Origin of the sequence: Thalassotalea psychrophila (assembly GCF_031583595.1) — a bacterium.
GTDB lineage: Bacteria > Pseudomonadota > Gammaproteobacteria > Enterobacterales > Alteromonadaceae > Thalassotalea_A > Thalassotalea_A psychrophila.
On sequence record NZ_CP134145.1, the window covers coordinates 2607658 to 2621395 of the forward strand.

The following is a 13738-nucleotide window of genomic DNA, read 5'->3' on the forward strand; positions in this document are numbered from 1 at the left end:
GCCTCTAACTAGTTCCGGTTACATCGAATTGGGGTCAGAGCAAAACACTATTTAAAAAATAGGTTTGGTCTGACCCCCATATAGCTGCAACTGCAGTTATAGTTTGATTAAAATGCGCTTAAAGCTGCATTTAATGTTGCACTTGGACGCATTGCTTTTGAAGCTAGTTCAACATTTGCTTGGTAGTAACCATCAATGTTGTTCTCAACACCTTGAGCTGAGTTTAATTCTTCAACTATTTTAGCTTCGTTTTCAGTTAACGTTGCAGCAAGAGCAGTAAATTTAGCTTTAAGAGCAGCATCAGTATCTTGAGCAGCTAATTCTTGTGCCCAGTACATTGCAAGGTAGAAATGAGAACCACGGTTATCAATTTGCCCTACACGGCGTGCTGGCGATTTGTTCTCAGCTAAGAATGTTGCTGTAGCAGCATCTAATGTATCAGCAAGCACTTGTGCTTGAGGGTTATTAGCAAAACCACTAACGTGCTCTAGCGACGCAGCTAATGCCAAGAACTCACCAAGAGAATCCCAACGTAAATAGTTTTGTTGTTCAAACTGTTGAACATGCTTAGGAGCAGAGCCACCAGCACCAGTTTCAAATAAACCACCACCGTTCATTAATGGCACGATTGAAAGCATTTTAGCTGACGTACCTAATTCTAAAATTGGGAATAAGTCAGTTAAGTAATCACGTAACACATTACCTGTAACAGATATGGTATCTAAACCATCTTTAGCACGTTGAAGTGTTACTTTAGTTGCGTCAATTGGTGCTAAAATTTGAATATCTAAGCCAGTTGTATCGTGCTGTGGTAAATAAGCATTAACTTTTTTAATCATTTCAGCGTCGTGTGCACGGTTTTCATCTAACCAGAAAATTGCTGGTGTATTTGATAAACGAGAACGGTTTACTGCAAGCTTAACCCAATCTTGAATTGGTAAGTCTTTCGCTTGACACATACGGAAGATATCGCCAGATTCAACATTTTGCTCCATAAGAACAGTACCAGCTGCATCGATAACTTTAACCACACCATCAGATGCCATTTGGAATGTTTTATCGTGAGAACCATACTCTTCAGCTTTTTGCGCCATTAAACCAACGTTAGGTACAGTACCCATAGTTGTAACGTCAAATGCGCCATTTTCTTTACAGAAAGCAATTGTTTCAGAATATAACGTTGCATAACAACGATCAGGAATTACAGCTTTAGTATCTTGCTCTTCACCAGCAGTATTCCACATTTTACCACCGCCACGGATCATTGCAGGCATAGAAGCATCAATGATCACATCTGAAGGTACGTGTAAGTTAGTAATGCCTTTATCTGAATCAACCATAGCCATAGCTGGAGCATCAACATAAACAGCATCTAAATCAGCTTTGATTTCTGCTTGTAATGATTCATCTAAAGAACCAATTTTTGCGTAAACATCACCAATACCATTATTAACATCAACACCAAGGTCAGCAAATACTGTAGCGTGCTTATCGAAAACAGCTTTGTAAAATACTGATACACATTGGCCAAAAATGATTGGGTCAGAAACTTTCATCATCGTTGCTTTCATGTGTAAAGAGAATAAAACACCCTGTGCTTTAGCATCAGCAATTTGCTCAGCTAAGAACGCTTGTAATGCTTTTGAGTTCATTACCGATGAATCAATTATCTCACCAGCTAATAAAGGCGTAGAAGCTTTTAATACATTAACTGAACCGTCAGTAGCTGTGAATTCAATTTTAACATCAGTTGCTTCAGCAATAGTTACTGATTGCTCGCTACCATAAAAGTCACCGCCACTCATGTGTGAAACGTGAGACTTTGAATCTTTTGCCCAAGCTCCCATGCGGTGAGGGTTGTTTTTAGCAAATTGCTTAACAGAACCTGGTGCACGACGGTCAGAATTACCTTCACGTAATACAGGGTTAACCGCTGAACCTAATACTTTAGCGTATGCCGCTTTTATTGCTTTTTCTTTATCCGTTTTAGGATCTTCAGGAAACTCAGGTAATGCATAACCTTTGGCTTGAAGTTCTTTAATCGCAGCTTGTAATTGTGGAATTGAAGCACTGATGTTAGGTAACTTAATAATATTAGCTTCTGGTGTTTTAGCTAAAGCACCTAGCTCCGCAAGTGCATCGCCAATACGTTGCTCTTCAGGTAAATACTCAGCTAAGTTAGCTATAATACGACCGGCTAAAGAGATATCTTTAGTGATCATTTCAATACCAGCAGGAGCAGTAAATGCTTCAACAATTGGTAAAAATGAATGAGTTGCTAATGCAGGCGCTTCATCGGTAATGGTATAAATGATTTTTGAATTATCAGTTGTCATTTCAATTCCTATAGTATGCTTACCACTTAACTGTGGTGTAAGGCTTATTGTTACCTGTTAAGTTTTACTTTATTAAGTAGATTTAACAGTGTAATCGGGGTATTTATCTAATCGCGCAGTAGTATATCAGCATGTAATTGATTAAAATAGCCGTCACAAGGGGATATACCATTCATATTATTTATACTTGGTATTTATTATATGACTACCCAGTTATCAAAACACTAATGCATTGTTAATGAGAGTTTGTAAGTGTCTATTATAGAAAATAAAAACAGCCGAAACCAACAAAAAACCAAAAGCAAATTTGCCTCAAAAAAACATGATGGCTTGGGCGCCAACGTATATAAAAAATCAAACTCATTTAAACAAAAACCTAGCCAAGTTAAACCCGATACAGGCCCTACTAAAGTTGTTATTTTTAATAAGCCCTTCGATGTTCTTACCCAATTTACAGACGACCAAAAACGCAAAACATTAAAAGATTTCATTGATGTTCCTCATGTATATGCAGCGGGTAGATTGGATAAGGACTCTGAAGGATTATTAGTATTAACGAATGATGGTAAATTACAGCATCAACTAGCAAACCCTAAAAACAATAAAAGTAAAGTTTATTGGGTGCAAGTAGAAGGCGCTCCAAGTCAGGAGGCAGTTAACTCTTTAATAAATGGTGTTGAACTTAAAGATGGGTTAACTAAACCCGCTAAGGTTAAAATTATCAATGAACCGAACGTTTGGTTGCGAGTTCCACCGATAAGAGAACGTAAAAACATACCGACAACTTGGCTAGAAATAAGTATAAGTGAGGGTAAAAACCGTCAGGTACGTCGAATGACTGCCCATATTGGTCACCCCACCTTAAGATTAATACGCTATTCTGTAGGTAAATATACATTGGGTGATTTACAACCTGGTGAATATCTAATTTTATAATACAAGTTTAAAAGAAAGAGCAAACATGTCTGAGCAATTTAAACCCAACACTACCGTTGCGGGTATCATTTTCCACCAAGATAAATTCTTGATTGTAGAAGAAGTCGATGAAGGAAACATTGTTTACAATCAACCAGCCGGTCATGTTGAAGCGGGGGAAAATTTAATATCGGCTTTTAAGCGAGAAGTATTAGAAGAAACCGGTTTAGATGTGGCACCAGATTATATTAGTGGTATTTATTACCATTATCGGGACGATATCAAACTACATTTTCTTCGATTTTGTTTTGTCGTTGAACTTGATAATTTTGTTGAAACACAACCACAAGATGATGATATTTTACGAGCTATCTGGTTAACTAAAGAAGAGTTACTTACTAAAGGTGTTCAAATAAGAAGCCCATTAGTAATGGAATGTTTGAACGATTTCTTAAGTGGAAATAACTACCCTCTTTCTATTTTGAAAACAAATATAACATGAGTTTAAAAGTGGTTAATTCAAATAACAATAATTGCATATATTAGACACAATATTTACTGTTAGATTTAATAAATCATGCTACAATTTGCGCCATTTTTACACCTACTTGGAATTTAAAGTCTTTGAGTACTGAGCACCCTATTGCACAAAACACTGCAAATAAAGATATTAAAGTTATCGTCGGCATGTCTGGCGGTGTTGATTCATCTGTTTCGGCCTACTTGTTATTAGAACAAGGTTATCAGGTTGAAGGCCTGTTTATGAAAAACTGGGAAGAAGACGATGATGATGAATATTGTGCTGCCGCTGATGATCTTAAAGATGCCCAACAAGTATGTGAAAAGCTTGGAATTGAATTACACACGATAAACTTTGCTGCTGAATATTGGGATAATGTCTTTGAATACTTCCTAGAAGAGTACAAAGCTGGTCGAACACCTAACCCTGATATTATGTGTAATAAAGAAATCAAATTTAAAGCGTTTCTTGAATTTGCCTGTGAAGATTTAGGTGCCGACTATATTGCTACAGGACATTACGTGCAACGTCGCAAAGATTCTGATGGTAAATTTGAAATGTTACGAGGCTTAGACAGCAATAAAGACCAAAGTTATTTCCTTTACACCTTAAGCCATAAACAAGTCGGCCAAACGCTATTTCCTGTAGGTCATATTGAGAAACCAGAAGTTAGAGCCATTGCTGAACGTGAAGGCTTGGTAACAGCCAACAAGAAAGACTCGACCGGTATTTGTTTTATCGGCGAGCGAAAGTTTAAAGACTTTCTAGGGAAATTTTTACCGGCGCAACCTGGTATAATTGAAACTGCCGAAGGCGTTGAAGTTGGTAAACACGAAGGCTTGATGTATCACACCCTTGGCCAACGTAAAGGTTTACACATTGGTGGCTTAAAAAACGCTGGTGAAGAGCCTTGGTATGTAGTAGATAAAGATATGCAGCGCAATGTTTTAATCGTGGGTCAAGGAAATAAGCACCCTCGCCTGTTTTCCAAAGGTTTAATAGCATCACAATTACATTGGGTATCACGAATAGACTTATCGATTAACCAATCTATGCAATGCACGGTAAAAACTCGTTATAGACAAGACGATGTTGTTTGTACAATTACTCGCTTAGACGATGATAATCATCAAGTAGTTTTTGATGAAGCGCAAAGCTCAGTGACTCCGGGACAATCGGTAGTCTTTTATCAGAATGAAATTTGTTTAGGTGGCGGTATTATCGACACCCTGATCAGATAATAATACTAGATAGAAAAGAATAAAAGCCATTATGAGCATTAAAGATCAAACATTAACCTTTGCAGGTATTTGCCAAACAGCAATGATGGTGCAAGGTATTGCTCGCAAAAATCATTGTGATGATGAATTATTCAACGTGATGATGAGCAGCATTGTAAACACCAACCCAGTAAATTGTTTAAACGTTTATGATGATAAGCTAGCTAACATCAGAGATGGATTAACGATGATAGTTGCACAATTGGGTGACAAAAACCCGAAAAAAGATCCAGAAATTACTCGATACATTGTTAGCCTGTTAAATCTAGAAAGACGTTTACAAAGTAAGCCAAAAGTTATGGCTGAACTTGGTTCCCGTATTGATCAATGTACTCGTCAACTTGATCACTTTGATTTGAACAGTGAACATATGCGCAATTCATTTGCCAGTATATATACCGATGTTATTAGCCCTTTAGGTGCAAAAATTCAAATAGCCGGTGATCCAAATATTTTAAAACAAGTTGGCAATCAGCATAGAATCCGAGCGTTATTACTTGCAGGTATTCGAGCGACTGTTTTATGGCGACAAATGGGCGGTAAGCGCAGAACGATATTATTTAAACGTGGTACTTTTGTTAGCACGGCACAACAACTACTTAAACAAATTTAAATTATAAAACTTAGGAAAACTTATGGAACTTTCAAGCATTAGTGCAATTTCACCAGTAGATGGTCGTTATGGCAGCAAAGTAAAAGCCTTACGTCCAATCTTTAGTGAGTTTGGTCTGATCAAATACCGTGTAACTGTAGAAGTTCGTTGGTTACAAAAATTAGCTGCTACAGCAGAAATTGCTGAAGTACCTGCGTTTTCAAGCGATGCTAATGCCGTATTAGATGCTATTGTAACTGAATTTTCAGAAGCCGATGCTGCTCGTGTTAAAGCAATCGAAGCAACAACCAACCACGATGTAAAAGCGGTAGAATACTTATTAAAAGAAAAAGTGGCAGCTTACCCAGAGCTTCAAGCTGTTTCAGAGTTCATTCACTTTGCTTGTACTTCAGAAGATATCAATAATTTATCACACGCGTTAATGTTAACTGATTGTCGTGAAGCTGTTTTATTACCAGTTATGGATGAAATTTTAGCTGAAATTAAAAACTTAGCGCTTGAATATCAATCAATGCCAATGATGTGTCGTACTCACGGCCAACCTGCTAGCCCAAGTACAATGGGTAAAGAAATGGCTAACGTATATATGCGTTTAAAGCGTCAACGTGATCAAATTGCTAACGTTGAAATGTTAGGTAAAATTAACGGTGCTGTTGGTAATTACAACGCTCACATCTCTGCTTACCCAGAAGTTAACTGGCATGAGTTCGCTGAAACGTTCGTAACCTCTTTAGGTGTTACATGGAATGCGTTCACTACTCAAATTGAGCCACATGATTACATTGCTGAATTATTTGACGCTGTAGCTCGATTCAACACGATACTAATCGATTTTGATCGTGATGTATGGGGTTATATTGCTTTAGGTCACTTTAAGCAAAAAACCATCGCTGGTGAAATTGGCTCTTCAACGATGCCACACAAAGTTAACCCAATTGATTTCGAAAATTCTGAAGGTAACCTAGGCATTGCTAACGCAATTTTAAACCACCTAGCGCAAAAACTTCCAGTATCTCGCTGGCAGCGTGACTTAACTGACTCAACAGTTCTTCGTAACTTAGGTGTTGGTTTTGCACACTCACTAATTTCATACCAGTCAACGTTAAAAGGTATTAGTAAATTAGAAGTAAACGAGCAAGCGTTATTAGATGAATTAGACAAAAACTGGGAAGTTTTAGCTGAACCAATTCAAACGGTTATGCGTCGTTACGGTATTGAAAAGCCTTACGAAAAACTTAAAGAATTAACTCGTGGTAAACGTGTTAATGCTGATTCGATGCGTGCTTTCATTGATACTCTTGAAATGCCAGAAAGTGCAAAAGATGAATTAAAAGCAATGACTCCTGCTAGTTACATTGGTCGTGCTATAGAGTTTGTTAACGAGATCTAAACTCATAGTTTAGTTTTCTATAATAAAAGGCGCATAGGCGCCTTTTATTTTGCATGAAGAAACGTTTTTCCACTAAAATGATTGTAACTATCTAATGATTTATAAGAGCCAAAAATGAAAATAGATTTTAAAGATTTAACTCCAGAAACTTTTTTAGCCGAATATTGGCAGAAAAAACCGCTGATTATCAAAGGAGCATTCGCTAATTTTGAAGATGCAATAGATGCTAATGAACTAGCAGGATTAGCTATGGAAGATTTTATTGAATCTAGGATCATTAGTAATAAAAATACTAATTGGGATGTTAAACATGGGCCCTTTGGTGACTTTAGTGAATTTGGTGAAGATAATTGGACTTTGTTAGTACAAGCGGTAAACCACTGGTCTGCTGATGTTGATTCATTAATTACACCATTTAAATTCATTCCAAATTGGCGTATAGATGATGTAATGGTTAGCTTTTCAACGCCTGGAGGAGGAGTTGGACCGCACCTAGACCAATACGATGTATTTATCATTCAAGGTGAAGGTAAAAGACGTTGGCAAGTAGGTAAACCAGATCCTTCTTTAGCTGAACTTATTCCGCACGAAGATTTAAAACAAGTATCGATGTTTAATGCTGTTATAGATGAAATTACCGAACCTGGTGATTTACTTTATATTCCACCAAACCATCCACACAATGGCGTTTCTATTGATAACTCAATTAATTACTCAGTAGGGTTTCAGGCACCGAGTGCGCAGGAATTAATTTCAGCATTTGCCGATTACCAGGTAGACAATCATTTATTTGAGCAAAGGTTTGATGACAGTAAACGAGAGGTCTCAGAAAATCCAGAAGAAATGGATGAAACAGATTTTGAACTTTTAAACACTGTAATGACAACTGCGTTTAAAAACGAAGCTTTAGTACAAGATTTTTTGGGTAAATACTTAACAACGGTTCATCACACACTGAATTTGTTAGTACCTGTCGAAACTTTATCAATAGAATTGATAAAAGAAATTTTAGCCGAAGGTGAAGTGCTTTATCCGGTTTTAGGTTTGAAGTGTATATTAATTAATCAACATGAAATCAAAAGCTTATTCATAAATGGTGAAAGCTTTGCTGTAGATACTGATACCATTGAGCTAGCTAAATTATTAGCTACTAAAAAACCTTTGACGAAAGTTTTACTAGAAAGTTCAACAAATTGTTTGAAAAACCAACATCTGTTAACTACTGTTATTAATAAGGGGCTCTGGTGTTTTGAGTGTGACTAAAATTTATTCTTTTTAGGTTAAGTGCTTAATGTAAGTAATTAACACTTAATTTTTAAGAACAGCTTAGGTGTAATTGTTGTGGTATATCAAGTAAATGTTGTCGATTGGAAACAAGCAAAACAACAATTAAAGTCAGTTCGAGAAAAGGTTTTTGTTTGTGAAAGACGTATACCTTATAACGTAGAGTTTGACAGACATGATAGAAAAGCTTATCACGTTTTAGTTATTGAACAAGGAACGCAAGAGCCTATTGCAACAGGAAGGATCACCAACCAAGGTGAAATCTCTAGAATTTGTGTACTTATATCAAAACGCAAATCACCAGTAGGTAAAGAAGTTATTGATGCCCTGCTTAATATTGCCAGAAATAATCACCTTTCCGAAGTTTACATTAATAGCTCATTAGATGCTGTGGGATATTTTGCACGTCATGGGTTTGAAGCAGTAGGATCAGTGTTTATGGAAGCTGGCTTGCCAAGACAGCGCATGGTATGTTCGTTAGGACAAATAAACTTCAAACGTTTCTATTTGTCCCATTAATGATTATTGAATCAATAATTTATTTTTCAGGCCATAAATCATCATTTTCAAATAACTGATACAACCCTTCGGCTTTACTAATTAATAACTTTGCAAAATCTAATTGAGTTTTATCTGAACCGTTGTTTTCAATATTTTGTGCCTGTAACTGCCACTTCATCGAAAAATTACGTAATGTTTCTCTTACTGAATCTGCAACAGTTGTTGGTATATGATCACAAGGTAAATCACCACTAATCACCCAAACGGCACCATCTGACAATGTATTAAGTTTCCAAACGGCTACTACAGGTGCTAAATATCGACTTTCTTTAGGTGCTACATTTTCTGTGACTAAACCTTTTTCAGCAAGGTACTTAGTTGCTTTTTGGTATTGTTCGCGTACCCAAGCAGATTGTTGCTCTTGGGTTAAATTAACTTGTTCTGTCATTTTATTTCTCATCCAAATAGGTTGAATCAATACTCGCTGAAAAAAGCATTAATAACAAGTGTAAATTACGAATACAATTATCTATTTACTGTAACTAATTCTTAACAAATTTGTGAATCTATTTATTCATAAAATACTAGCGTTAAACCTGCTTATAATGCTATGTTGCGTCCATAAAAAACACATCAAAACTAGTTGTTATAATTACATTAACAACGGGTTACATTTTGGAGAAAACTGTGTCTTATTTTGATTTAGTCGATTTTGATCACCACGAACAAGTTGTCTATTGTTCAGACGAACAATCAGGGTTAAAAGCAATTATTGCAATACATAATACAAACCTAGGCCCCGCAGCGGGTGGTTGTCGTTTTTGGGATTATTCAAACGATGCAGATGCACTGAAAGACGTTTTACGTTTATCTAAAGGTATGACTTATAAAAATGCTATGGCAGGTTTAAAACTTGGTGGTGGTAAAGCCGTTATTATCGGTAACCCTAAGAAACTTAAATCTGAAGAGCTATTAAAAGCATTTGGCCGAGCGGTAAATAATTTGAACGGTCGATACTACACCGCTGAAGATGTGAACATTACAACTGCGGATATGGCAATAGCACATCAAGAAACTCCATTTGTTTCTGGTCTTGAGGGTAAAAGTGGCAATCCAGGTCCATTTACCGCTTATGGCACTCTATTAGGCATCAAAGCGGCTGTAAAATTCAAGCTTGGCAAAGACACGTTGTCAGGTGTTAGAGTTGCTGTTCAAGGCTTAGGTAGCGTAGGTTACTCTTTATGTGAGCAACTTAAAGCTGAAGGTGCAGAATTAATTGTAACTGATATTAATCAGGAAACACTTGATAAAGCAGCTAAAGAGTTAAATGCAACGGTAGTTGGTTTAGATGACATCTATAGTCAAGATGTTGATGTTTATGCACCATGTGCTTTAGGCTCTAGTATTAATGATGAATCAATCAAACAATTAAAAGCCATTATTATTGCCGGTTGTGCCAATAATCAACTTGCTGAAGCGCGTCATGATCAAGTGCTAAAAGATCTTGGTATTTTATACACACCAGACTATGTAATTAATGCTGGTGGTATTATTAACGTTGCCTTAGAAATATATGAAACTGAATATTGCGCAAAAACAGCAACGAGCTTGGTTGAAAATATTTATAATACGTTAATGCAAGTATTTGAAAAAGCAGCGCAGGAAGATTTACCTACTGGAGTTGTAGCCGATCAAATGGCTAGAGATATTATCGCTAACGGTCATAAATAACCGGTTAGCAAATAAACGAGGAGTCAAAAACTAGGGTCAGAGTCAGGTTATTTAAAAATAACCTGACTCTGACCCTAGTTTTTTATAGGTGCATTAATAACGCTTGGATAGGATGCTTCAACTGTTTTTGCCCTAACCTTTTCACCTGACTTCGACATGAAAACCCCGTAGCTAATTGATACGATGTATCGCCAGTATCAATCGGTTGTTGCCAACTTAGCTCGTATAAACCCTTAGAATTTTCTTGATTTTGTTTTTCATGGCCGTAAGTACCCGCCATACCACAACAACCAACGCTAACCGCGTCTAGTTTCAAACCAAAATATTCAAATATCTGCTGCCAATCGCCTTCAGCGCTAGGTAATGCTGTTTTTTCAGTACAATGACTAAACAGTTGGTATATTGGTAAATACTTAGGTTCTTTAGGCACTTCGTTGGCAATAACTTGTTTCAACCATTCATGACTCAGCATCACTTCAAAATCGCCGCGTTTATCTGCCAATATTTGTTTATATTCATCTCTATAACATAGTACTAACGATGCATCTAACCCCAACATAGGAATGTTTAATTGATGTATTTCATTTAGCAGTTCACTTGCAGTTGTTGCAGTTTTAGCAAATTGAGATAAAAAACCTTTTACATGTTGTGGCTTACCATTTGGTAAAAATGGCAATAACACTGGCTTAAAGCCTAGCTTGGCAATAAGTTTCATCATATCGCTTATAAGCGATGCTTCATAAAATGAAGTAAATGGGTCTTGCACCACGATCACATATTTCGATCTTTGCTCTAGCGATAAACCTTGTAAGCTTGCTAAATTAAACGATTCAAAATTTTCATCTTTAATTTCTGTTTTTAACGTTGGCACTGACAACAAGGGCGTATCAACATACCCTAAAACATGCTTACTAAAAGACTTGAATAAACCATTATTTATAGAGAAATTAACCACTGATGGCAGTTTTGCCATTAATGGCGCTAGGTTTTCTATTTGACCAACAAAATGATCTTTAACAGGTCTTAAATATCTTGAGTAATAAACTTGGGCAAATTGCGCTTTAAAATCTGGTACATCAACTTTCACTGGGCATTGACTGGCACACGCTTTACAAGCTAAACAACCACTCATCGCTTCCATGACTTCATGCGAATAGTCGTAGCTGCCCACTTTACTTTTAATGGTATTAAAGGTTTTTAATGCCATAGACTTTACTGACACTTGCGTAGATTCTCTTTGTAGCTGTTTAAAATCAACACCTTTATCTGCAAGCAAACGCAACCATTCACGCATTAAGCCGGCTCGACCTTTTGGTGAATGCCTTCTATCACCAGTAATTTTGCTCGATGGACACATAGGACTTTTGCTATCAAAATTAAAGCATAAACCATTGCCGTTGCAGTTCATCACTGACGGTAATGCTTCTCTAATTTTGATTGGAATTTCGCGATCGAATGCGCCACGCTTTTTAGCATCAACACTGACAAGTTGTTCTGTATTATCTAGGGGAGTACAGATTTTACCAGGGTTCATTTTATTAAGTGGATCGAAAGCCGTCTTAATGCGTCTTAATTCAGTAAATAATTCATCACCGAAAAATTGCGGAGCATATTCACTACGATAGCCTTTGCCATGTTCTCCCCACATCAAACCACCATATTTCGCGGTTAACGCTACAACTTGATCTGATATTTTACGAAGAATAATTTCTTGCTCCGGGTCGCACATATCAAGCGCAGGTCTAACATGAAGTACACCGGCATCAATATGGCCAAACATACCATAATCAAGGTTGTAGCTATCTAAAAGAGCTCTAAACTCTAAAATAAAATCGGCTAAGTTTTCAGGAGGAACAGCAGTATCTTCAGCAAATGCTAAAGGCTTTGCATGGCTTTTTGCATTACCGAGTAAACCTACTGCTTTTTTACGCATACCGTACAATTTATTAATACTGGCTAAATCATAAGTCGTTTGAAAGCCAATGACACCAAGTTGCTGTAGTTCAATATTTTGATTTAAGTTGGCAGATAATGATTCAATCTTTTGTTCAACTTCACTTTGCTCTAAGCCTGTAAATTCAACGATATTTAAACCGTCCATTACTTTGTTGTCTACGTCGGTGATTAAATCTTTTACCGTATGCCAAACTACATCTTGTTTGGCTAAATTTAAAACTTTGCTGTCAATAGTCTCAACTGATAAAGCTTTTGCGGCGAGTAAAGCCGGGGCATGTCTTAATGCTGATTCGAAGTTGTTGTATTTGATATTTACCAATGCTCTGGCTTTCGGTATTGGTGTAATATTTAATGTTGCCTCAGCAACAATAGCTAAAGAGCCCTCAGAGCCTGTTATTAACCGACCTAAATCAAATTCAGATAAATCCTCATTAAAAACATTTTCAAGGTCATAGCCGGTTAAGAAACGATTTAAACGGGGAAACTTAGCAATGATCTTGTCACGGTTTTCAGAACAACTAGAAAAAGCTGTCTCATATAGCTTTGCAATTGGGTTTTCTTGTGCAATAAGTGTTTCTGTTTCTGCAATGGTTTGAGCTTTAGTGCTGAACTCTTCACCACTGGCCAATATGCACCTTAAACCTAAGACATGATCAGACGTTTTACCGTATACCAACGAGCCTTGCCCAGAAGCATCAGTATTGATCATACCGCCAATAGTGGCTCTGTTACTGGTTGATAAATCTGGAGAGAAGAAATAGCCAAGTGGTTTTAAATATTCATTGAGTTGGTCTTTTACCACCCCTGCTTGTACTTTTACCCAGCGCTGCTCGACATTAACGTTAATTATCTTGCGCATGTGTTTAGATAAATCAACAACAATACCAGGAGTTAACGATTGTCCGTTGGTACCGGTACCACCGCCTCTTGCACTAAATTTTATCTCATTAAATTTCTCTAAATTGGAAATTTGAGTAATAAGTTTAATATCTTCAACTGTTTTAGGGTGCAAAACAGCTTGTGGGAGTTGCTGATAAATACTGTTGTCTGTAGCAACGGCAAGACGTGAACTATAGTGGCAAGATATATCACCTGAAAAATTGGATTTTTTCAGGGCTTTAATATATTGCTGATATATGGGTGCAATAACATCTGTAAAGTCTAAACGAGGTAACATAGTGCTCTATTGAACTAGGAATGTAGAGAGCCCTA

At 36.9% G+C, this 13738-nt stretch carries 11 protein-coding genes; 8 read left to right on the forward strand and 3 right to left on the reverse strand.

What is annotated here, in order from left to right; translation table 11 throughout:
* Nucleotides 1-107: 107 nt before the first annotated feature.
* The gene (locus RGQ13_RS10630; protein ID WP_348389727.1) at nucleotides 108-2336 is read right to left on the reverse strand and encodes an NADP-dependent isocitrate dehydrogenase; all 2229 of its coding nucleotides are present in this window, start codon (nucleotides 2334-2336) and stop codon (nucleotides 108-110) included.
* A 252-nt stretch (nucleotides 2337-2588) separates the two neighbouring features.
* Between RGQ13_RS10630 and RGQ13_RS10635 the strand changes: the two genes are divergently transcribed.
* The 7 genes from RGQ13_RS10635 (at nucleotide 2589) to RGQ13_RS10665 (ending at nucleotide 8857) form a co-directional block, all read left to right on the forward strand.
* Nucleotides 2589-3272: a pseudouridine synthase gene (locus RGQ13_RS10635; RefSeq protein ID WP_405054137.1), complete on the forward strand. Its 684-nt coding sequence runs from the start codon at nucleotides 2589-2591 to the stop codon at nucleotides 3270-3272.
* Nucleotides 3273-3297: 25 nt separating this feature from the next.
* A complete protein-coding gene (locus RGQ13_RS10640) occupies nucleotides 3298-3753 on the forward strand; it encodes an NUDIX hydrolase (protein ID WP_348389728.1) in 456 nt (151 codons plus the stop codon).
* Nucleotides 3754-3875: 122 nt separating this feature from the next.
* Entirely contained in the window at nucleotides 3876-5012 is a 1137-nt protein-coding gene (gene mnmA, locus RGQ13_RS10645; RefSeq protein WP_348389729.1) for a tRNA 2-thiouridine(34) synthase MnmA, read from the forward strand.
* Nucleotides 5013-5043: 31 nt separating this feature from the next.
* Nucleotides 5044-5664 carry a high frequency lysogenization protein HflD gene (gene hflD, locus RGQ13_RS10650; RefSeq protein ID WP_348389730.1) on the forward strand — a complete coding sequence of 207 codons (621 nt, stop codon included), beginning with the start codon at nucleotides 5044-5046 and terminating at the stop codon, nucleotides 5662-5664.
* Nucleotides 5665-5686: 22 nt separating this feature from the next.
* On the forward strand, nucleotides 5687-7054 hold the full coding sequence (purB, locus tag RGQ13_RS10655) for an adenylosuccinate lyase (protein ID WP_348389731.1): 1368 nt from the start codon (nucleotides 5687-5689) through the stop codon (nucleotides 7052-7054).
* 114 nt (nucleotides 7055-7168) lie between these two features.
* Nucleotides 7169-8317 carry a cupin domain-containing protein gene (locus RGQ13_RS10660; protein ID WP_348389732.1) on the forward strand — a complete coding sequence of 383 codons (1149 nt, stop codon included), beginning with the start codon at nucleotides 7169-7171 and terminating at the stop codon, nucleotides 8315-8317.
* Between the two features lie 78 nt (nucleotides 8318-8395).
* Nucleotides 8396-8857 (forward strand): GNAT family N-acetyltransferase, encoded by a 462-nt coding sequence (locus RGQ13_RS10665; protein ID WP_348389733.1) that lies wholly within the window; start codon nucleotides 8396-8398, stop codon nucleotides 8855-8857.
* 19 nt (nucleotides 8858-8876) lie between these two features.
* On the opposite strand, the gene RGQ13_RS10670 is transcribed toward RGQ13_RS10665, so the two are convergent.
* On the reverse strand, nucleotides 8877-9287 hold the full coding sequence (locus RGQ13_RS10670) for a DUF4826 family protein (protein WP_348389734.1): 411 nt from the start codon (nucleotides 9285-9287) through the stop codon (nucleotides 8877-8879).
* A 239-nt stretch (nucleotides 9288-9526) separates the two neighbouring features.
* On the opposite strand from RGQ13_RS10670, the gene RGQ13_RS10675 reads away from it, so the two are divergent.
* Complete coding sequence (locus RGQ13_RS10675) at nucleotides 9527-10570, forward strand: Leu/Phe/Val dehydrogenase (protein ID WP_348389735.1); 1044 nt, start codon at nucleotides 9527-9529, stop codon at nucleotides 10568-10570.
* An 82-nt stretch (nucleotides 10571-10652) separates the two neighbouring features.
* Here the strand turns inward: RGQ13_RS10675 and ydiJ are convergent, their stop codons facing one another.
* Nucleotides 10653-13703, reverse strand: a complete 3051-nt coding sequence (ydiJ, locus tag RGQ13_RS10680) for a D-2-hydroxyglutarate dehydrogenase YdiJ (RefSeq protein ID WP_348389736.1) — start codon at nucleotides 13701-13703, stop codon at nucleotides 10653-10655.
* Nucleotides 13704-13738 lie beyond the last annotated feature (35 nt).

What these genes read in the sequence shown, in the direction of transcription:
- RGQ13_RS10630 (WP_348389727.1), bottom strand. Translation starts at nt 2,336, where the DNA reads ATGACAACTGATAATTCAAAAATCATTTATACCATTACCGATGAAGCG.
- RGQ13_RS10640 (WP_348389728.1), top strand. Translation starts at nt 3,298, where the DNA reads ATGTCTGAGCAATTTAAACCCAACACTACCGTTGCGGGTATCATTTTC.
- hflD (WP_348389730.1), top strand. Translation starts at nt 5,044, where the DNA reads ATGAGCATTAAAGATCAAACATTAACCTTTGCAGGTATTTGCCAAACA.
- purB (WP_348389731.1), top strand. Translation starts at nt 5,687, where the DNA reads ATGGAACTTTCAAGCATTAGTGCAATTTCACCAGTAGATGGTCGTTAT.
- RGQ13_RS10660 (WP_348389732.1), top strand. Translation starts at nt 7,169, where the DNA reads ATGAAAATAGATTTTAAAGATTTAACTCCAGAAACTTTTTTAGCCGAA.
- RGQ13_RS10670 (WP_348389734.1), bottom strand. Translation starts at nt 9,287, where the DNA reads ATGACAGAACAAGTTAATTTAACCCAAGAGCAACAATCTGCTTGGGTA.
- ydiJ (WP_348389736.1), bottom strand. Translation starts at nt 13,703, where the DNA reads ATGTTACCTCGTTTAGACTTTACAGATGTTATTGCACCCATATATCAG.